This window comes from Mesorhizobium cantuariense, from assembly GCF_042647205.1.
Taxonomy (GTDB): domain Bacteria; phylum Pseudomonadota; class Alphaproteobacteria; order Rhizobiales; family Rhizobiaceae; genus Mesorhizobium; species Mesorhizobium cantuariense.
Genome location: NZ_JBHRVD010000001.1, coordinates 1632276 through 1651875, shown reverse-complemented (window position 1 = coordinate 1651875; position 19600 = coordinate 1632276). Strand labels below are relative to the sequence as shown.

General features: G+C 63.1%; 14 protein-coding genes. 13 read left to right on the top strand and 1 reads right to left on the bottom strand.

Features of this window, described 5'->3' with window-relative positions; translation table 11 throughout:
- Positions 1-97: 97 nt before the first annotated feature.
- From ACFOJ9_RS07610 to ACFOJ9_RS07590, 5 genes are read left to right on the top strand one after another with little or no spacing between them, the layout of a single operon-like run.
- Entirely contained in the window at positions 98-1768 is a 1671-nt protein-coding gene (locus ACFOJ9_RS07610) for a thiamine pyrophosphate-binding protein (protein WP_378978171.1), read from the top strand.
- The gene (locus ACFOJ9_RS07605; protein ID WP_378978169.1) at positions 1765-3861 is read left to right on the top strand and encodes a hydantoinase/oxoprolinase family protein; all 2097 of its coding nucleotides are present in this window, start codon (positions 1765-1767) and stop codon (positions 3859-3861) included. Before ACFOJ9_RS07610 ends, ACFOJ9_RS07605 begins: the two co-directional genes overlap by 4 nt.
- Positions 3858-5477 carry a hydantoinase B/oxoprolinase family protein gene (locus ACFOJ9_RS07600; RefSeq protein ID WP_378978167.1) on the top strand — a complete coding sequence of 540 codons (1620 nt, stop codon included), beginning with the start codon at positions 3858-3860 and terminating at the stop codon, positions 5475-5477. The genes ACFOJ9_RS07605 and ACFOJ9_RS07600 overlap by 4 nt, the downstream gene beginning before the upstream one ends.
- Complete coding sequence (locus tag ACFOJ9_RS07595; protein WP_378978165.1) at positions 5474-6676, top strand: pyridoxal phosphate-dependent aminotransferase; 1203 nt, start codon at positions 5474-5476, stop codon at positions 6674-6676. The genes ACFOJ9_RS07600 and ACFOJ9_RS07595 overlap by 4 nt, the downstream gene beginning before the upstream one ends.
- 3 nt (positions 6677-6679) lie before the next feature.
- Entirely contained in the window at positions 6680-7492 is an 813-nt protein-coding gene (locus tag ACFOJ9_RS07590) for an NAD-dependent epimerase/dehydratase family protein (protein ID WP_378978163.1), read from the top strand.
- Positions 7493-7614: 122 nt separating this feature from the next.
- On the opposite strand, the gene tssH is transcribed toward ACFOJ9_RS07590, so the two are convergent.
- Entirely contained in the window at positions 7615-10410 is a 2796-nt protein-coding gene (gene tssH / locus ACFOJ9_RS07585; protein ID WP_378978161.1) for a type VI secretion system ATPase TssH, read from the bottom strand.
- A 323-nt stretch (positions 10411-10733) separates the two neighbouring features.
- Here tssH and tssA point away from each other — a divergent pair, with 323 nt between their 5' ends.
- From tssA to tagH, 8 genes are read left to right on the top strand one after another with little or no spacing between them, the layout of a single operon-like run.
- Entirely contained in the window at positions 10734-11906 is a 1173-nt protein-coding gene (gene tssA / locus ACFOJ9_RS07580) for a type VI secretion system protein TssA (RefSeq protein WP_378978159.1), read from the top strand.
- Positions 11907-11912: 6 nt separating this feature from the next.
- Positions 11913-12452 carry a type VI secretion system contractile sheath small subunit gene (gene tssB / locus ACFOJ9_RS07575; RefSeq protein WP_378978157.1) on the top strand — a complete coding sequence of 180 codons (540 nt, stop codon included), beginning with the start codon at positions 11913-11915 and terminating at the stop codon, positions 12450-12452.
- A gap of 3 nt (positions 12453-12455) precedes the next feature.
- The gene (gene tssC, locus ACFOJ9_RS07570) at positions 12456-13961 is read left to right on the top strand and encodes a type VI secretion system contractile sheath large subunit (RefSeq protein ID WP_378978155.1); all 1506 of its coding nucleotides are present in this window, start codon (positions 12456-12458) and stop codon (positions 13959-13961) included.
- A 46-nt stretch (positions 13962-14007) separates the two neighbouring features.
- Entirely contained in the window at positions 14008-14469 is a 462-nt protein-coding gene (locus tag ACFOJ9_RS07565; protein WP_378978153.1) for an Hcp family type VI secretion system effector, read from the top strand.
- A complete protein-coding gene (gene tssE, locus ACFOJ9_RS07560; protein ID WP_378987641.1) occupies positions 14456-15211 on the top strand; it encodes a type VI secretion system baseplate subunit TssE in 756 nt (251 codons plus the stop codon). Before ACFOJ9_RS07565 ends, tssE begins: the two co-directional genes overlap by 14 nt.
- A gap of 1 nt (position 15212) precedes the next feature.
- Positions 15213-17087, top strand: coding sequence for a type VI secretion system baseplate subunit TssF (gene tssF / locus ACFOJ9_RS07555; protein WP_378978151.1), 1875 nt, complete (start codon positions 15213-15215; stop codon positions 17085-17087).
- Positions 17051-18136, top strand: coding sequence for a type VI secretion system baseplate subunit TssG (gene tssG / locus ACFOJ9_RS07550; RefSeq protein ID WP_378978149.1), 1086 nt, complete (start codon positions 17051-17053; stop codon positions 18134-18136). The genes tssF and tssG overlap by 37 nt, the downstream gene beginning before the upstream one ends.
- The gene (tagH, locus tag ACFOJ9_RS07545) at positions 18133-19599 is read left to right on the top strand and encodes a type VI secretion system-associated FHA domain protein TagH (RefSeq protein WP_378978147.1); all 1467 of its coding nucleotides are present in this window, start codon (positions 18133-18135) and stop codon (positions 19597-19599) included. The genes tssG and tagH overlap by 4 nt, the downstream gene beginning before the upstream one ends.
- Position 19600 lies beyond the last annotated feature (1 nt).

The window sequence follows — 19600 nt, the reverse complement described above, 5'->3', positions numbered from 1 at the left end:
CGGCATTTCTTGGTTTCGTCTCGATCCGCCAGCGTGCACGTATAAATCCGAAGGGCAGGCTCGGTCCGCTTGCCGCCTGAATGAAGGATGTCGCAGCATGATCCGCAATGGCGGTCGCCTCCTTGTCGAGTGCCTGATCGCGCTCGGCGCGACCAAGAGTTTCGGTGTGCCGGGCGAAAGCTACCTGGCCGTGCTGGACGCGCTGCACGACACTCGTGGAAAGCTGGACTACGTGCTGTGCCGCAACGAAGGCGGTGCGGCATTCATGGCCTCTGCCTATGGCAAGCTGACGGGCTCCCCGGGCATCTGCTTCGTGACGCGCGGACCGGGCGTTGCCAATGCGTCCATCGGGGTGCACACGGCGATGCAGGACAGTTCGCCGATGATCCTGTTCGTCGGCCAGGTCGGCACCGACATGCGCGGCCGCGAAGCGTTTCAGGAGATCGACTACCGCGCCGTGTTCGGCACGATGGCGAAATGGGCTGTAGAGATCGACGATGTCGAGCGCCTGCCGGAAATCATTGCCCGTGCGTGGACCACGGCGCTCACCGGGCGGCCCGGCCCGGTGGTGATCGCCCTGCCCGAGGACATGTTGACGACGCTGACCGATGTCGCGGCACTCAGCGGGCCTGCCAAGGTGTTCGAGGCCGCCGCCGATGCCGATGCACTGGCCGGGGCCCGCTCCATGCTGGCTGCCTCCCGCAGGCCGGTCCTCCTGATCGGCGGCGCCAACTGGTCGGCGCAAGGGCGTGCCGCGCTCCAGACTTTCGCCGAAACCTCCGACATTCCGGTGGTCGCGGCGTTCCGCTTTCAGGATCAGTTCGACAATGGCTCGCCGGTCTTCGTCGGCGAGGCGGGTGTCGGCATGGTCCCGCATGTCAAGAAGCTGATCCGCGACGCCGACGTGATCCTGGCGATCAATGTGCGCTTTGGCGAGATGACCACGGATGGCTACACGCTGCTGTCCGTGCCCGAGCCGAAGCAGAAGCTGATCCATGTCCACGGTTCGGATCGCGAGATCGGCAAGATCTATGTGCCCTCGCTTGGCATCCATGCCGGGCCGAACGCCTTCGCCAAGGCGCTCTCGCCAGTCAAGGGCGACTGGGCCGCGTGGCGGTCGCAGGCGCGCGAAAGCTATGAGGGCACGTTCGAGGCGCCGGCCCAACCGGGTCCGGTCGACATGGCCGAAGTCAGCCGCTGGCTGCGCGAGGCGCTGCCAGACGACGTGATCCTGACCAACGGCGCCGGTAATTTCACCGTCTGGCCAAACAAGTTCTTCAAGTTCGGACCGAAGGCACGGCTGCTTGCGCCGCAATCCGGCGCCATGGGCTACGGCCTGCCAGCGGCCATCGCGGCCAAGGTGGCCTTTCCCGGCCGCACGGTGGTCTGTTTTGCCGGCGATGGCGATTTCCAGATGAACTGCCAGGAGTTGGGGACGGCGATGCAGGCCGGGGCACAGCCGATCGTTCTCATCCTGAACAATGGCATCTACGGCACCATCCGCGCGCATCAGGAGCGGCATTATCCGGCGCGCGTATCGGGAACCAACATCGAGAACCCGGATTTCGTCGGCATCGCCCGGGCCTATGGCTTCCATGCCGAGCGGATCGGCGCGACCGGGGATTTCGCCGGTGCTTTCGGCAGGGCGCTGGCGTCCGCGACCGGCGCGGTGCTGGAGCTGGATATTTCCCCGGAGGCGATCACGCCGCGTCAGACCCTTTCCCAAATGCGCGACGCAGCGCTCGCTTCGCAGAAGGCCAACGCATGACCAGTACGGCAAATGACATCCGTCTCGGCGCGGATATCGGCGGCACATTCACCGATATCGTGGTCGATGTGCGCGGCACGATCTTTTCGACCAAGATCCTGACCAACTATGCCGCGCCTGAGCAGGCTATCCTCGACGGCATCGAGATCGTCGTGCGCGACGCCGGCATCACGCTGGCGGACCTCGACATCGTCATCCACGGCACCACGCTGGCGACCAACGCGCTCATCGAACGGCGCGGCGCCAAGACGACGCTGGTCACCACCGAAGGGTTTCGCGATGTCATCGAGATGCGCACGGAAAACCGGTTCGAACAGTATGATCTGAACCTGAAACTGCCGCCGCCGCTGATCCCGCGCGAGCATCGCTATACGGTCAAGGGGCGCATCGGCGCGGATGGCCAGGAATTGCAGCCGCTGGACGAAGCCGCGCTCGACGAGATCGCCGACAGCATCGCTGCAGGCGGCTTCGGCGCCGTCGCCATCGGCTTCATCCACTCCTACATGGACCCGGTGCATGAACGGCGGGCGCGCGAGATCCTGGCCAGAAAGCTGGACATACCGATCTCCATAAGCGCCGAGGTCTCGCCGCAGATGCGCGAGTTCGAACGCTTCAACACGGTTTGCGCCAATGCCTATGTCCGGCCGCAGATGGCGGACTATCTGGTGCGCCTCCAGGTGCGGCTGAAGGAGATGGGGGCGAACTGCCCGGTGTTCATGATCCACTCGGGCGGCGGCCTGATCTCGGTGGAAACCGCGTCCGAATTTCCGGTGCGCCTGGTCGAGTCCGGTCCGGCCGGCGGCGCGATCTTCGCGGCCGACGTGGCGCGGCGCTTCGACCTGGCGTCCGTCGTCTCCTATGACATGGGCGGAACGACCGCGAAGATCTGCCTGATCGAGGATCATTCGCCACGCACGGCGCGGACCTTCGAGGTCGCCCGCACCTATCGTTTCTGCAAGGGCTCCGGCATGCCGATCTCAATCCCTGTCATCGAGATGATCGAGATCGGCGCCGGTGGCGGCTCGATCGCCTGGGTCGACGCCATGGGGCGCATCCAGACTGGCCCGGAAAGTGCCGGATCCGAACCCGGCCCCGCCTGCTACGGGCGCGGCGGCAGCCGCCCGGCCATCACCGATGCCGATCTGGTGCTGGGTAAGCTTGATCCCGACAATTTCGCCGGCGGCGCCATCAGGCTCGACACGCCGGCATCCGAGCAGGCGATCACCCGCGATGTCGGCACCCGGCTTTCGCTCGATTCCGTCTCGGCCGCCTTCGGCATCTGCGAGGTCGTCGACGAGAACATGGCCAATGCCGCCCGCGTCCATGCGGTGGAAAACGGCAAGAACATCTCCGACAATGTGATGATCGCCTTCGGCGGCGCCGCGCCCCTGCATGCGGCGCGGCTGTGCGAAAAGCTTGGCGTCGAACAGTGCCTTGTTCCGCAAGGTGCCGGCGTCGGCTCGGCCATCGGCTTCCTCAAGGCGCCGTTCGGCTATGAGGCGCTGGCTTCCAAGCTGATGCGGCTGTCTCGCTTCGATGCAAGCGAGGTGAATGCGCTGCTCGACGGGCTGAAGACGACCGCCGAGAGCTTCGTGCGGGCCGGCACCGACGGTGCCATCATCCGCGAAATCACCGCCTTCATGCGCTATGCCGGCCAGGGTTGGGAAATCCCGGTGCCGCTGCCCGACAGGGCGTTCAAACCCGGCGATGAGGTCGGCGTCAAGGACGCCTTCCGGGACAATTACGCGCGCTTCTTCGGCCGTGCCATCGATGGCCTCGACGGGTTGGAAATCGAAATCGTCACCTGGTCGGTCAAGGCGCAGGACGTGCGACCGGCTCCCGCCAGGCACGCTATCACCATGGGGACACGAACCGTTGCTGCTTCGCAGACGCGCGGAGTTTTCGACCCGACGACCGGAACGGTGCAGATTTCGGCTATCATCGAACGCGCCGACCTCTCGCCGGGGGATCGCATCAGCGGCCCGGCGGTGATCGTCGAGCGTGAGACGTCGACGGTCGTCACCACTCTCTTCGATGCCGTGCTGCAGAGCGACGGTTCGATCCTCCTGACCCGCAAAGGGGTCCAGGCATGAGCGACATCTTGGAAATCCGCATGCAGGTGATGTGGAATCGCCTGATCTCGGTGGTCGAGGAGCAGGCGCTGACCCTGTTGCGCACGGCCTTCTCCACATCGGTGCGTGAATCGGGCGACCTGTCGGCCGGCGTGTTCAATCCGCGCGGCGAGATGCTGGCGCAGGCCGTGACCGGCACGCCCGGGCATGTGAACACCATGGCCGAGGCCGTGCTGCAGTTCATGAACGAGATCCCGCGCGAGGAGATGTATGAAGGCGACACCTATGTCACCAATGATCCCTGGAAAGGCACCGGCCACCTGCACGACATCACCATGGTCTCGCCGTCGTTTCTGAATGGCGAGCTGGTGGCGTTCTTTGCCTGTACCGCCCATGTGGTCGATGTCGGCGGACGCGGCTTCGGCGCCGACGGCAAGTCGGTCTACGAGGAAGGCATCCAGATCCCGATCATGAAGTTCGCCGAGCGCGGCAAGGTGAACCTCGATCTGGTGAAGATCCTGCGCGCCAATGTGCGCGAGCCGAACCAGGTTGTCGGCGACTTCTATTCGCTGGCCGCCTGCAACGAGGTCGGCCACCGCCGCCTGGTCGACATGATGAAGGAGATCGGCCTGGCATCGCTGGACAGGCTGGGAGAGTTCATCTTCACGCGCACGCATGACGCGACGCTGGAGCGCATCAAGGCGCTGCCGAAAGGCACCTGGTCGAACGAACTGGTGACCGACGGCTACGATACGCCGGTCAAGCTGGCCGCCGCCGTCACGATTTGCGACGACCATCTGAATGTCGATTTCTCCGGCACCGATCCGATGAGCCGCTGGGGCATCAACGTGCCGATCATCTACAGCAAGGCCTATGCCTGCTACGCCCTGAAATGCGTGGTGGCGCCGGAGATCCCGAACAATGCGGCGTCGCTTGCTCTGTTCACCATATCGTCACCAACCAACATCCTGAACGCCGCGCGACCGGCGCCGGTATCGCTGCGGCACGTCATCGGCCACATGGTGCCCGATTTGGTGCTGGGCGCGCTGGCCAAGGCGCTGCCGGGCCAGATCCTGGCCGAAGGCGCGGCGGCACTGTGGAACATCCACATCTCGGTCAGGCCGGTCGCCGGCGGCGATGGGCGCCGCGCCGAGGTGCTGATGTTCAATTCAGGCGGCATGGGCGCGCGCCCGACGCTGGACGGGCTTTCCGCCACCGCCTTTCCGTCCGGTGTCCATACGATGCCGATCGAAGCGACCGAGCATACCGGGCCGATCGTCATCTGGCGCAAGGAACTGCGCCCCGATTCCGGCGGCGACGGCGAATTTCGCGGCGGCCTCGGCCAGATCCTCGAAATCGCCGCCACCGAAGGCCACGAGTTCGATTTCTCCGCAATGTTCGACCGGGTCAAACATCCGGCCAAGGGCCGCGATGGCGGCAAGGACGGGATCGCCGGCATCGTCAGGCTCGACGATGGCACGCTGATGCGCCCCAAGGGCTGGCAGCACGTTCCAGAAGGGCGTCGGCTGGTTCTGGAACTTCCCGGCGGTGGCGGCTATGGCGATCCCGCCAGGCGCAGTACGGAGGCGCGGGCACAGGACGTGTCCAGGGGCTATATTTCGGAGAAAAGCCGATGAGCTACATTTCCTCGCGCCTGTCCGTGGTCAAGCCGTCGGCTTCGATGGCGGCCTCCCAGGCCGCCAAGGCGCTGAGGGCCAAAGGCGTCGACGTCATCGACCTTGGCCTTGGCGAACCTGATTTTCCGACGCCTGCCCACATCATCGAAGCGGCGCACGCGGCCGCCAAGGCGGGCCAGACCCTCTACACCGCCGCGGCCGGCTCGCCGGAAGTGCGCGAGGCCGTGGCCGGGAAGTTCAGGCGCGAAAACGGGCTGAACTACACGGCCGACGACATTGTCGTGGCCAACGGCGCCAAGCAGATCATTTTCAACGCGCTGATGGCGACGCTGGAACCCGGCGACGAGGCCATCCTGCCCGCACCCTATTTCGTGTCCTATCCCGAGATGGTGAAGCTGCTTGGCGGCACGCCGGTCACGGTCGAATGCAGGGAAAGCGGTGGCTTCAGGCTGACGCCCGAACTCCTGGAGAAGGCGATTACACCGAGGACCAAATGGCTCTTCCTGAACATGCCCGGCAATCCGTCCGGCGCGGTCTACTCGGCCGACGACCTCAAGGCGCTGGGTGCTGTCCTTGCCAGGCATCCGCAGGTGCTCATCCTGTCGGACGAGATCTATGAGCACATCATCTTCGACGGTCGCGAATTCATATCCTTCGGCAAGGCCTGCCCGGACCTTCGGGACCGCAGCCTCATCGTCAACGGCGTGGCCAAGGCCTACGCGATGACCGGCTGGCGTGTCGGTTATGCCGCTGGCCCGGCGCCACTGGTCAAGGCGATGTCGACCATCCAGAGCCAGTCGGTCACCTCGGTCTGCTCGATTGCCCAGGCGGCGACGGTCGCCGCGCTGAACGGCCCGCAGGACGAGGTGGCTCGTTTCCGCAATGCATTCGAGGCGCGCAGGAATTTGGTGGTCGATGGCATAAGACGCATCAACGGCCTGACGCTTCCGCCGCCGGAAGGCGCCTTCTATGCCTATATCGGCTGCGCCAGCCTGATCGGCCGCAAGACACCCAAAGGCGTCGTGCTGGAGGACGATACGGCAGTGGCGGCCTATCTCCTGAACGAAGGCCGCGTGGCCTCGGTGCCGGGTGCTGCTTACGGACTTTCACCCTATTTCCGCATCTCCACCGCCACCAGCGAGGAGGTGCTTGCCGAGGCGATCGCGCGGATCAATGCCGCCGTCGCGCAAGTGGAGTAGATCATGCCCCATTACGAACGCATCCTGATCACCGGCGCAGCCGGCCGGCTCGGCTCGGAACTGCGAAAGGGGCTGGTGCCGCTGGCAAGAACGATCCGCCTGGCGGGTCGCGAACCGTTCGGTGATCTTGCTCCCCACGAGGAAGAGGCGGTCTTCGACCTCGCTGACATGGAAGCGACCATCGCGGCCACCAAGGACTGCGACGCGATCGTGCATTTCGGCGGCGCGCCGCTTGAATGCGAATGGCAAACGATCCTGGATTCCAGCATCCGTGGCTCGTATCACATCTACGAAGGAGCCCGGAAACACGGCGTGAAGCGGGTCATCTATGCTTCCTCGGTGCATGCCATCGGCTACCATGAGGTGGAAGCCCATATCGGCGTCGACGCGCCGGTGCGCCCCGACAGCCTCTACGGCGTCTCGAAGAATTTCGTCGAAAGCCTGAGCCGGCTCTACTGGGACAAGTTCGGCATTGAGACGGCTTGCCTGCGCATCTTCTCGTCCTTCCCCGAACCGGCCGACCGACGCATGCTGTGGTCGTATCTTTCCTTCGCCGACTGCGTGCGCCTAGTCGAGGCAGCACTGACGGCGCCGCGCGTCGGGCATACGATCTCTTTTGGCATATCCGACAACAAGCTGAAGATGGTCGACAACAGTGGCGCCAACCATCTGGGGTTCATCCCGCAAGACAGTGCCGAGCCATTCCGCGCTGCCGTCGAGGCGAAAACACCCGTTCTCGATCCGACAAAGCCATCGGTGAAGTATCTGGGAGGCTGGTTCTGCGAACTCGGCCACCCGGATGACAAATCGGCATGACGGTCAGGTAGCGCGACAGCCAACTCGCGACCCGTCTCGTAAACTCCGGCACAATGCCGGTTCGGTTCGCGTATCAGTTTGGATCAAACCATCCCATCTCACGTCGTTGCCGCCGCCTGAAGCTACTCGAAGGAATAGGTGAAGCCCTCCCTGGAGGCGCCGACGGTCACCTTCGTCATCTTTTCGCCCCCGAGCGAGCGGTTCAGCACGCCGCGGCTCAATTCCGGCAGAAGCGTGTTGGTCAAAATGGCGTCGATCATCCGCCCGCCGGATTCGATCTCGGTGCAGCGAGCCTTGACCAGATCCATGACACCGTCGCCGATTACCAATTCGGCATCGTTGCTTACACGCAGCCGGCGAGCGATCTTGGCAAACTGGTGACGGGTGATCGCTTCGATCATCGAATCCGAGAGCGGATAGTAAGGAATGGTCACCACCCGGCCGAGAAAGGCCGCGGGGAAGACCTTCAGCAACGGGCTGCGCAAGGCGGTGTCCAGATCGTCGAGCCCTGCCCGTATCGTGCCATTCCTGGTTCGATCCATGATGACTTCGGAGCCAACATTCGAGGTGAGCAGGATCAGCGTGTTCTTGAAATCGATCCGCCGGCCCTCGCTGTCGTCCATCATCCCCTTGTCGAAAACCTGGAAGAAGATTTCGTGCACGTCCGGATGCGCCTTCTCGACCTCGTCGAGCAGGATCACCGAATAGGGTTTGCGGCGGACTGCCTCGGTCAGGATTCCGCCCTTGCCGTAGCCGACATATCCGGGCGGAGCGCCCTTCAAGGTAGAGACCGTATGTGCCTCCTGGAACTCGGACATGTTGATCGAGATCAGGTTCTGCTCGCCGCCGTAGAGGGTTTCGGCTAAGGCCAAGGCAGTTTCGGTCTTGCCGACACCCGAGGGGCCGCAGAGCAGGAATACGCCCACTGGCTTTTCCGGCGCACCTAACCCGGCGCGGCTGGTCTGCACACGCTTGGCGATCATCTCCATGGCGTGATCCTGGCCTACCACGCGTTCGGACAGGGTCGCGGCTAGCCGCAGCGCCTTTTCGGTCTGGCTCGACAGCATCCGCCCCGTCGGGATTCCCGTCCAGTCCTGAACGACCGCCGCCACGGCGTTGCGGTCGACTGACGGCAAGATCAGCGGCGTTTCACCTTGCGCCTCGGCCAGTTCGGCCATCAGTTCGCGCAGCCTGGCGAGAACGACTGCCGGATCGGATGAAGGGGCATCGGCAGCAGCCGGTGCCTCCATTTCGGTCTTGGCTGTTTTGGTTCTGGGCGTTTTGGTCTTGGGCGTTTCGGTCTTGGGCAGCTCAGTCTCAACTGCGTCCGTACTTGCTGTTTCGGCATTGGTCTCCGGCGTCTCCACCGCATCGAGCGGCACACCTTCGCCTCGCAGCTTGGCGCGCAATTCGAGTATCTCGGCAACGAGCGCCTTTTCCCGATCCCAACGTTGCTGCGCGGCGGCCAGCATGGCCTCGCTTTCGGATAGTCCGGTCTCGACCCGAGACTGCCGCTCGGTCACCTCGATGCCAATCGCGGCTTCGCGACCGATGATGCCGCGCTCGACCTCCAGCGCCTGGCGGCGGCGCATGATATCCTCGACCTCCGCCGGCGTGGCGTGCTGCGATATGGCGACACGGGCGCAAGCGGTGTCGAGAAGGCTCACCGCCTTGTCAGGCAGTTGCCGCGCCGGGATGTAGCGATGCGACAGGCCGACCGCCGCCTCGATCGCCTCGTCGAGTATCTGCACCCTATGGTGCTGCTCCAGGACGCCGGCGACACCGCGCAACATGAGAACGGCCACCGCCTCCGACGGCTCGTCGATCTTCACCACCTGGAAGCGGCGGGTCAGCGCCGGATCTTTCTCGATGTGCTGCTTGTATTCGGCCCAGGTCGTTGCCGCGATCGTGCGAAGTTCACCGCGCGCCAGCGCGGGTTTCAGCAGATTGGCCGCGTCGCCGGTTCCAGCAGCGCCGCCGGCGCCGATCAAGGTGTGGGCCTCATCGATGAAGAGGATGACCGGCGTCTCGGACGACTGCACCTCATCAATGACAGCTTTCAGCCGTTTTTCGAACTCACCCTTTACGCTTGCCCCCGCCTGCATCAATCCGACATCAAGCATGCGCACACTGACTCCTTGCAGCGTGGGCGGCACATCATCCTGGGCGATGCGCAAGGCAAAACCTTCGACGACCGCGGTCTTGCCGACTCCAGCCTCGCCAGTCAGGATCGGGTTGTTTTGCCGCCGTCGCATCAGGATATCGACGATCTGCCTGATCTCCGGATCGCGGCCGACGACCGGATCGATCTTGCCGTCGCGGGCGCGCTGGGTCAGGTCGGTGGCGTATTTCGCCAGCGCCGAATCCCCGCCCGAAGCCCGCCGCGGTGCCTCCGCGGCGGAGACCGCAGTCGAGGCGCCGGCTTCGAGTGAGCCCTCCATCACATCGGCAAACCGCGCGATGACCGCGTCGACGTCGATCTTGTCGAACTCGCCGCTGATCTTCGACAGAAGGCCTTCCAGCACCGGCGTCTTCAGGCAAGCAAGAAGAATATGTGCGCTGCGGACTTCCTCGACGCCGAACTCAAGCGTTGCAAGGTTCCAGGCTTCCTGGATGGCGTGGAAGATATGGTCGGAAAATTCCTCGATCGACGTTGCGCCATAAGGCAGCTTATCCACCGCGCGGGTCATATCGGCTGTAAGCCGGCTCGCATCCACCCCCGCATCGGCGATTATCATTTGCATATCCGAGCGGTCGGAAAGCACCAGTTGCTCGATGAAGTGGACGAGTTCGACGTAAGGATTGCCGCGCAGTTTGGCGGTGTCTGCTGCAGCCTTGAAGGCGCGCACGCCAACAGGATTGAGCTTGCCGACCAGTTCCTTGCGTTTGAAGGTCTGCGATGACCGGCGCTGTTCCATCGAACGTGCTCCTGCAATCTGCCAGTCGATAACCTGCCACATAAGCCGTCACTTGACAAAGCGCGTGATGGAAGGGGGCTCGATACGCGGCTCAGCCGGCACCCCCCGTTTGTGGAAAATCCCGCACCACCGGCTGCAAATGACCACGGAATTGCCGGCCTCCATGCATTGCATTTCACATTCAGGGTTCGGCAATCACGCCTCAAGAGGCGGCGGCATTTAGCTTCTGTTAATTTTTAAGCAGTCGTTGAATTGTGGTAAAGTACAACGGTGTGATAACGTTGGGTCACGTACGGTTTGAGGGCCGGTCGCTGGGGGTTGGTGTGATTGATGTCGCACTCTGGCTTACTCCGCTCGATGGTGAAAATCCGTCAGGGGAGGATTTGCGCAACGACCCGGCTTTTCATGAGCTGTTGCGCCTGACGGAACCCGAGATCAAGGTCGTCCACGACGGCCAAAACAAACCCTCCTCGCAAAACACCATTCCGGTCGACTGGCCTGCGGTACTCGCCAAGGCAGACGAATTGCGCGCGCATGGCCGAGACCTGCGCCTGCTCGTCATTATCACGCGCGCGCTGGCCAATGAAGAACGGCTGGCCGGGCTAGCGCAGGGTCTGACCCTCATTGCGCAGACCTTCGATCAACATTGGGAAACCATGCATCCAGCACTGCGGCCCAACGCTTCGCCACGCGACGCCGCCTTGCGCCGGATCAACGCGCTGCTCGACCTCCAGAATGGTCAGGACGGGTTGTTGGCGAACCTGCGGCAAATGGCGTTCTTTGCGCCACGCGCGATCGGGCCAATCAGTGGACGCGATCTGGAACAAGGCGCGCTCGACGACCGTGTCATGCTCCAGGAAGCCGCCTCGGGATTGAATACAGCAGAAAAGGCCGCACTGGTCAGTGCCCACGGACAACTCTTGAACCGGGTGCGTGCCGGATGTGCGGCACAGATAGATCAAGCCAACACTGAGATGGTCTCACTGGTAGCCGACGCCCGGGCAGCGATCGCGGCCCTTGATACGGTCGAGACCGCCCTCAACGCTCGTCTCGACAGCGGCGGCGCTCCCGTTCCGGAATTAAAGCGGTTTCTGCAGCGTTTGCTGACGACCCTCGAACGGAATTCGGCAGCCGGCGCCGTGGCGAATGGCGCGGCCAAGCCGCCCACGCCGACAGAACCGGCAACGCCTGCGAGAAACGGTCGTGGAGCCGATACTATGGCAAGTGTGGCAAGCTACGCGGACTCGAGCACGGGGCTTCCCGACCGGATTTCCTCGCGCGACGACGTGGTGAAATGCCTCGACCTCGTCGTCGCCTTCTATGACCGCACCGAACCGTCGAGCCCTATTCCGCACCTGGCGCGGCGTGTGCGCCGGATGGTGCATATGGATTTCGTTGAACTGATGGAAGATCTCGCCCCTTCGGGGCTGAAGGAATTCCGGCTCCTTGCCGGCGTTCCCGATGTCAAGAAGACGGCTCAGAAGGATGAAAGGTAACAGCACATGCCAGCCGAAAGCAAAGCGAAGGTCATCGAACGAAATCGGGCGCCGCGGGTGCAGATCGCCTACGATGTGGAGACTTACGGCAGCCCGACGACGATCGAACTACCGTTTGTCATGGGCGTGATGGCCGACCTTTCCGGCGCCTCGCAGACCAAGGAAGCGTCAAAGTCGGTGCTGGACCGCTCCTTTGTCGAGACTGATGCGAACCGCTTCCCCAAGTTCATGGAGGCGCTTGGGCCCCGCGTCAAAGCCCGGGTGAAGAACACGCTGCCGCAGGCCGAAGGTCAGGAGCGCGACGAGGAACTGGCGCTCGATCTTACATTTTCCAAAATGGGCGATTTCGCTCCGGACAAGATCGCCGAGCAGGTGCCTCAACTGGCCGAGATCCTCAAGATGCGTCGTCAGCTCGAGGAGTTGCTCGGCTTCATGGATGGCCGCGTCGACGCCGAAAAACGCATTGCGCAGCTTCTGAACAACGAGCCGCTGCTTGGCAAGATCGCCAGCCAGGCACTGACCGACGACGACAAGGTAGGGGAGTAAGTCATGGCCGAACAGCAAAAGACTGCCACCGTCGCCGCCGAGGCCGAAGCCATCGACCTCGGAGAATTCAGCGGGCTGCTCGAGAAGGATTTCAAGGTCAAGAAGGACGACAGCGAGAAGCTGCAGCAACTCGTCCGCAATCTCGCACTCGCGGCACAGTCGCGTTCCGATACCACCACCATCTCGTCCAATGCGATCAAGTCGATCAAGTCGCTGATCGCGGGCATCGACAAGATGCTGACGACACAGGTCAACGAGATACTGCACGCGCCTGAAGTGCGCGAAATGGAAGGCACATGGCGCGGCCTCTGGTATCTCATCAACAACACCGAGACGGATCAGAAGCTGAAGATCCGGGTGATGAACATTTCCAAGGAGCAACTGGCCGACACGCTCGAAGACTATGAAGGCCAGATGTGGGATCAGAGCCCGATCTTCAAGAAAGTCTATACAGACGAGTATTCGATGCTAGGCGGCGAGCCTATCGGCTGTGTGATTGGCGCCTACGAATTCTCGAACCACCCGCGCGACGTCGGCTTGCTGCGCAACATCTCCGGCATCTGTGCTTCGGCGCACACGCCGTTTATCGCAGCCGCCTCGCCGCGCCTGTTCCGCATGGACAGCTGGCAGGAATTGCCGAACCCGCAAGATCTGCAGCAGATCGTCTCCAACCCGGCCTATGCCTCGTGGCAGTCGCTGCGCGAGAGCGAGGACGCTCGCTACATCGGCCTGACCATGCCGCGCGTTCTGGCGCGGCTGCCATATGGCACGGATACCGTTCCGGTGAAGGGCTTCACCTTCGAGGAAGAGGTGCACGGCGATCACAACAAATATGTCTGGATGAACGCCGCCTTCCCGATGGGCGTAAACATAAATCGCAGCCACAAGCTCTATGGCTGGGGCACGCAGATCCGCGGCGTCGAGAATGGCGGCACGGTCCTCAACCTGCCGGTGCACAGCTTCCCGACCGATGACGGGTCGATAGCGATGAAATGTCCGACGGAAGTCGCCATCGACGACCGACGCGAAGCGGAACTGGCCAAGCTTGGCCTGATGCCGATCCTGCATCGAAAGAACACCGATCTGGCGGCCTTCATCGGGGCACACTCCCTGCAGGATGACGAGACGCGGGCGGGACGGCTGGTCGACCCCGACGCGCAGTCCAATGAGCGGCTAAGCGCCAACCTGCCCTATCTTTTCCCGGTTTCGCGCTTCGCGCACTACCTCAAGGCCATTGCGCGCGACAAGGTCGGCTCCTTCAAGGAGCGCTCAGACATGCAGATATGGCTGACCGAATGGATCAACCGATACGTGCTGGCCAACCCGGCCTTTGCCGACGACAAGGCGCGCGCCAAGCGCCCACTTGCCGCGGCCGAGGTTCAGGTGGACAGCGTCGAGGGGCGGCCGGGCTATTACAACGCTCGTTTCTATCTGCGCCCGCATTACCAACTCGAGGGCATCAATGCCTCGCTTCGACTGGTCTCGGAACTACCGTCCGTGAAGACTTGATCTGCAGCAACAACATCTTGGTTTTTGAAAGCGGTGGAGAAAGACAATGCCCACAGGTACCAAAATTGATGGCTTTCTGAAAGTTCCGGATATCAAAGGCCCAAGCGTTCGAGACGGGCATGAGGACGAGATCGAAATCCATGGGGTCGATTACAAAATAGTCGCACCATACGATCCGAATTCGCTCTCGCGCCGCGGACGTGTCTCCTTGGGAATGATCAAGTTCACCAAGCACTATGACAAGTCCTCGCCCTATCTGAAAAAAGCGCTGTTCGAGAACAAGGCGCTGGACGAAGTGGTGTTCTCGGCACGACGGACCATTGATGGCGAGACCAAGGATTACCTCGTTGTTACGCTCACCGAAGCCTCGATCATGGAATACGACATGTCTCAGGCCGAAGATGAGGAAGACCTGATCGAGGAAGAAGTCAGCTTCGCCTACAAGAAGATCAAGTTCGTCTACGACGACAATGACGAAATCGAAATGGATGTCTATGTCGGCAAGTGAGGCCCGGCGTCCCGGCGCGGACAAACTACAGGGTAGCGGCAGTTCGCGAGCAAAACGCGAAGCGGTCCAGCCATCTCTGTGGGACCGCCTCGTCAATGACCTGCCGGGCGTCACCTCCGAGATAGACGGGCTGCACCAGGCCTTGCAGGACGAACTCGGCCCGGAGCGTCTTGACGCTCTCGCCGCGGGCAGTGCGCGGCTCATCGACGCCGACGCCGAACTGACACCCGACCAGAAACGGCGCCTGCACCGATTGGCTTTTCAGAGCCAACATCGCGTCGAAATCGAAAGCCGCGGCGTGGTCGTCTCGGCGCGCGTGCTGAGGGAGGCCGTGCGACGCGACATCGAGGCTTTGTTCAATACCGAGCGCTTCGAGGCCGTTCCGCTGCTTTCCGATTTGGAAAGCGAACAGGCGGCGGACAATCCGCCGTCTCTCGCCGATTTTCCGGAGGTGCGACGAAGCGTGGTCAACTACGGCGTGCCCTCCTTCTCCGGCCGATCATCCCGCGACTTCGATCGCGAGGCGCTCGCCCGCGAGATCCGGTCGGTGCTTGCCACCTTCGAGCCGCGTCTCAAGGAAAGCGCAACAAAGGTTACGGTGACCCTTGGCGACAAGAGCATGGGCCTAAAGATCGAGATAGACGCGGTGCTGATCATGACGCCGACGCCGGAACGCATGCGCCTGCGCACCACGATCAATCTCGACAACGGCTTGGCTCGGACCGAATTTAGGGAAGCCTGAGATGGATCGGGTCTTCGTAGAATATTACGAGGAGGAACTGACCCATATCCGTGCACTCGCGGCGGAATTTGCCGACATGCATCCGGCGGTGGCGCGCAACCTTTCGCTCGACACGGTCCCCTGTCCGGATCCCTATGTCGAGCGGCTGCTTGACGGCGTTGCTTTCCTGGCCGCGCGCACCCGGCTGAAAGTCGACGCGGAACGCTCGCGGTTCTCGCGCAGCGTCCTTGACGTTCTTTATCCCGATCTGGTCACGCCGGCGCCGGCAACGGCGATGGCAGTGCTCAAACCCGGCCAACAGGTCCAATCGATGATTGCCGGCCATGTCGTCAAGCGCGGCACGCGGCTGGTCTCCAGTCTTCACTCCGGCCTGTCGACACGTTGCACGTTCACGACCGCGCAGGACATGACGCTGTGGCCAATAGCGATCACTTCGGTCAGCTATTTCCAGGATCGCAGCGCGCTGGCGGCAGCCGGCATAACGCCGATCGGCGGCGTGCGTGGCGAGGCAGCACTTAGTATCGCACTGGCTCGGACCGGAAAAGGCAAGCTCGACGAGCTGGCACTCGACCGGCTGGATCTCTATTTTGCCGGACGCACCAAAGCGCCACTGCTGTTTGACGCGATCTTCGGCGCCTGCTCGGGCCTGGGCGCGCGCGCGGAAGGCAAGGCCAACCCGATATCGCCCCTGCCTGGACCCGAAATGGTCGGCATCAGTGACAACGAGTCCCTGATGCCTCGTACGCGTGCGACATTCGAAGGCTACCGTCTGCTGCGCGAATATTTCATGATGCCGGAGCGCTTCCACTACGTGCGGGTGTCAGGGCTGCAGCCTGTTGTGCGCAAATGCGGGGCCGGGCTCGAGATCATCTTCATGTTCCGGCGTCCGGTGCCTGAGCTTGCCGACCTGACATCAGCCGATTTCGAGCTTTTCGCAACGCCGATCATCAATCTCTTCGAGCGCGAGTGCAACGTCATCGAGCTTGATCCCCGCAAGACGCGGCAAGTAGTACATGCCGATCGAACGCGAGCGCGCGACTTCGAAATCTACCGGATCATCCGCGTCGAAGACGCCGATACCGAGGGGACCGACGCCGAAATCCCGGAGCTGTTCAGCCTGGGACAGAACCGCGGCAGTGGCTGGGTCTATTCCACCGAACGACGCCCTCGCCGTGCCACCGAAGACGAACGGCGCGATGGTCTGACGCGCACCTCGTATACCGGCGACGACGTTTTCCTGGCGATTTCACGCCCGGCTGAAAGCCCGGCGAACCGCCCGTTGAAGCGTGTCGACATCATGGCGCTTTGCACCAACCGCGATCTGCCGATCCTCGACGACAACCCCACCTTGACACTGGAGACAGGCGATCCAGTCGAAGCGGTCCGGCTGCTTGGCGCATTGCGCCCGCCGCAGCCGGCCATCCCAGCGGCGTTGCCAGCGGGCGCCGAGGGTGAATCCCGGGCCGACAATCTTGCCTGGCGGCTCGTGGCGCAGCTCGCGCTCAACTTTCTCAGCCTTGCCAAGGAGGGTCGCGGTGTCGATCCGCTCCATGCACTGCTTGATCTTTATGCCGACCGGGGAGATCCGAGCCTCGCCCGCAACGTACACTCGATCGTTCGTATCGACTCGCGATCGGTTATCGAACGACTGCAGATCGACGGGCCGATGTGCTTTGGACGCGGCACGGAAGTGACGTTGCATGTGGACCAGTCGGTCCTGGCAGGGCAAAGCACGTTGCTGCTTTCGGCCTTGCTTGCACGCCTGTTTGCCCGCCACGCCGGGATAAACGGCTTTGTGCGGACCCGCACGCGGCTGCTGCAGAGACAGGAGGATGTGCCATGGCCGATGACGCCCGGCAATCGCTACCTGATCTAGACAAGTTCGACCTGGACGGGGCCGAAGGACTGTCTGAAACGTTCGACTTTTTCGAGCTGTTGCGCCGGCTCGAACGGAGGGGCGGGCTGTTCGGCTATTCCGGCCAGCCGGATCGCGAGCCGGCAAGGCTCGGCCAGCATGTGCGTCTCAGTTTCTCGGCCAGGGACGTGGTTGAATTCCGCGAAGCGAGGGACAAGGTGCCGGGCAAGGACGCAGCCCCGGCCCGGGTCACGATTGCAAATCTCGGGTTGATGGGACCGGAAGGCCCCATGCCACTCCATCTGACACGCTGGGTCCTCGATCGCCTGTCGCAGCGCTGGTTCACTGGCGCCGAGGCGCAGCAGACCAGCGACACGACGTTTGTGGACTTCGTCAACATTCTGCAGCATCGCATGATCGCCCTGTACTATCGGGCCTGGGCGGATGCGCACCCGGCGGTGCAGGCCGAACGCGCGGTCGGCGGCCGCGTCCGCGCCATGCTTGAAGCCATGGCGGGGATCGGACTTCCCGGCACTCAGAATCCCGATCTCGACGCCGTCAAGCTTCGCCAGGCGGCTTCGCTCGCCAGCCAGGTCGACGGTCCGGAGCGGCTGACGCTGTTCCTGGCGGAAGCGTTCAAGGTGCCGGTCCAGATCAAGGAATTCATCGCCGCGTGGGTAACCATACCAACCGCGCTTCAGACCGGCCTTGCCAAAGCCCACGCAGTCCTAGGTCGTGGGGCGACGATCGGCCCGCGGGTTTTCAGCCGCCAAAGCCGGATCGAACTCCGCGTCGGCCCGCTGGGCTACGAGGACTTCAAGGCGTTCCTGCCGGGCGGCCAGCGTCTGAAAGTGTTCAAGCAGGCCGTTAGCGATATGGTCGGGGAATCGCTCGACGTCGATCTGCGCATTGTGCTCGCACGCGAAGCTGTACCGCCGCCCCATATCGGAGCGGTACAGCTCGGCCGGACCGCCTGGCTTGCGCGGCCACATGAAAGGGGCGATGCTGACGATATGCGGCTGCGGACAATTGTCGGATGGCGGCCGGAAATGGCGGGGGTCGCGGCATGAGTTTGCTGCTGACGCTGGAGCAAGGGCCACGCACCCAGGTGGTACGGCAGACCCGACTGGACGAAGGCGAGCTGGTGATCGGCCGCAGCGCCGACGCGGGCTGGCAGATCGACGATCCCGACATGTTCGTTTCACGCGCCCATTGCAAGATCACCGGCGGCCGAGACGGATATTTCGTCACCGACACGTCGAGCAGCGGGTTATTCATAAACGACTCCGACAGCCCGCTCGGCGCAGGCAAGTCGGCGCGTCTTCAAAGCGGCATGCGGCTGAGGCTGGGCGACTACACAGTATGCGTCGATCTGCAAGCACCGGCCGCTCAGGCACCGGCAGCCAGTCAATCGGTCCCGGAACGGTCGCCGCCCGCGTCTCGAGCGCCGGTGAGCATTGGCCGCGATGATTTCTTTTCCGCCACGGTCGAAGAGGAGCCGCGACGGCCGCGTCCTGCCGATCTGCCGAACCCGTTCGAGCAGCCGGTTCCCGGGGCGTTCGAGCGGGCAAACTCCAGCCAGCGCAGTTCGCCGGCCTTCGACGATCCGTTCAGCCTCGACCCGGTCCCAACGCCGGCACCGAAAGGTGCCGCGCCCTATCCAGAACCACGCGCGCCGAACCTCACGGACCCATTCAGCCTTGACCCGGTGCCTTCCCGCAACGGCGCAACCGAGCCCGTTCCACCAAAGCCGTCCGAACTCGATGAGGATTTTGGTTTCGGACCAGCCGCGGCGCCCGTGACAAATGGCGCCGGCCCGACCGGGCCGCGCGAGCGTGTCGCCGAAAGACCGCAATCGGCCAATCCCTGGGATTTGCCGGTGCAAGGCGCAGACGCCCCTCCTTCACGGGGTGCGGGTGCCGTTCCTAAACCCGTACCTTCGCCGATACCGACGCAGCAGGCAGCGATGGCGCTTCGCACCGCGTTCCTGCACGGCATGGGCGTCGAGGAGGCCGATTTCCCCGGACGTGACGCGATCACGGAAATGGAGAAATTCGGCCGCGAATACCGGCTTATGATGGAAGGCCTGATGCAGCTTCTGCGCAAGCGAGCCGAGGAAAAGGGAAACGCCCGCGTTGCCCAGACCATGGTCGGGGCCTCCGACGTCAATCCGCTCAAGTTTCTACCGACTGTCGACGACGCCATCGTGACCATCATCGCGGAGCGCAGCCCCGGATTTCTCGCCGGCGAAGCGGCAATCGCGGATGCGGTCCGCGATCTAGCGCAACATCACGTGCGCGCCTGGCGAGGCGTGCAGTCCGCCTTGCGGAGAATGATTGACCGTTTTGACCCGGCAGCGATCGAAGAGGAGCTGAAATCGAGTTCCGCGATCGGCACCCTGCTCTCGGGCGGGCGCAGCGCCAAGCTGTGGGAGCTTTACCAGAAACGCCATCGTGACATCGCCCAGAGCGCGGAATCAAGCTTCCTTGGCGAAATCGGCGCTGATTTTCGGGATGCATATGAGGAGGAGTGAG

Excerpts from the sequence above, each read along its gene's own strand:
- tssH (WP_378978161.1), bottom strand. The coding sequence starts at position 10,410 with ATGGAACAGCGCCGGTCATCGCAGACCTTCAAACGCAAGGAACTGGTC.
- ACFOJ9_RS07595 (WP_378978165.1), top strand. The coding sequence starts at position 5,474 with ATGAGCTACATTTCCTCGCGCCTGTCCGTGGTCAAGCCGTCGGCTTCG.
- tssB (WP_378978157.1), top strand. The coding sequence starts at position 11,913 with ATGCCAGCCGAAAGCAAAGCGAAGGTCATCGAACGAAATCGGGCGCCG.
- tssE (WP_378987641.1), top strand. The coding sequence starts at position 14,456 with ATGTCGGCAAGTGAGGCCCGGCGTCCCGGCGCGGACAAACTACAGGGT.
- tssF (WP_378978151.1), top strand. The coding sequence starts at position 15,213 with ATGGATCGGGTCTTCGTAGAATATTACGAGGAGGAACTGACCCATATC.
- tssG (WP_378978149.1), top strand. The coding sequence starts at position 17,051 with ATGGCCGATGACGCCCGGCAATCGCTACCTGATCTAGACAAGTTCGAC.
- ACFOJ9_RS07590 (WP_378978163.1), top strand. The coding sequence starts at position 6,680 with ATGCCCCATTACGAACGCATCCTGATCACCGGCGCAGCCGGCCGGCTC.
- tagH (WP_378978147.1), top strand. The coding sequence starts at position 18,133 with ATGAGTTTGCTGCTGACGCTGGAGCAAGGGCCACGCACCCAGGTGGTA.
- ACFOJ9_RS07605 (WP_378978169.1), top strand. The coding sequence starts at position 1,765 with ATGACCAGTACGGCAAATGACATCCGTCTCGGCGCGGATATCGGCGGC.
- ACFOJ9_RS07610 (WP_378978171.1), top strand. The coding sequence starts at position 98 with ATGATCCGCAATGGCGGTCGCCTCCTTGTCGAGTGCCTGATCGCGCTC.
- ACFOJ9_RS07565 (WP_378978153.1), top strand. The coding sequence starts at position 14,008 with ATGCCCACAGGTACCAAAATTGATGGCTTTCTGAAAGTTCCGGATATC.
- ACFOJ9_RS07600 (WP_378978167.1), top strand. The coding sequence starts at position 3,858 with ATGAGCGACATCTTGGAAATCCGCATGCAGGTGATGTGGAATCGCCTG.
- tssC (WP_378978155.1), top strand. The coding sequence starts at position 12,456 with ATGGCCGAACAGCAAAAGACTGCCACCGTCGCCGCCGAGGCCGAAGCC.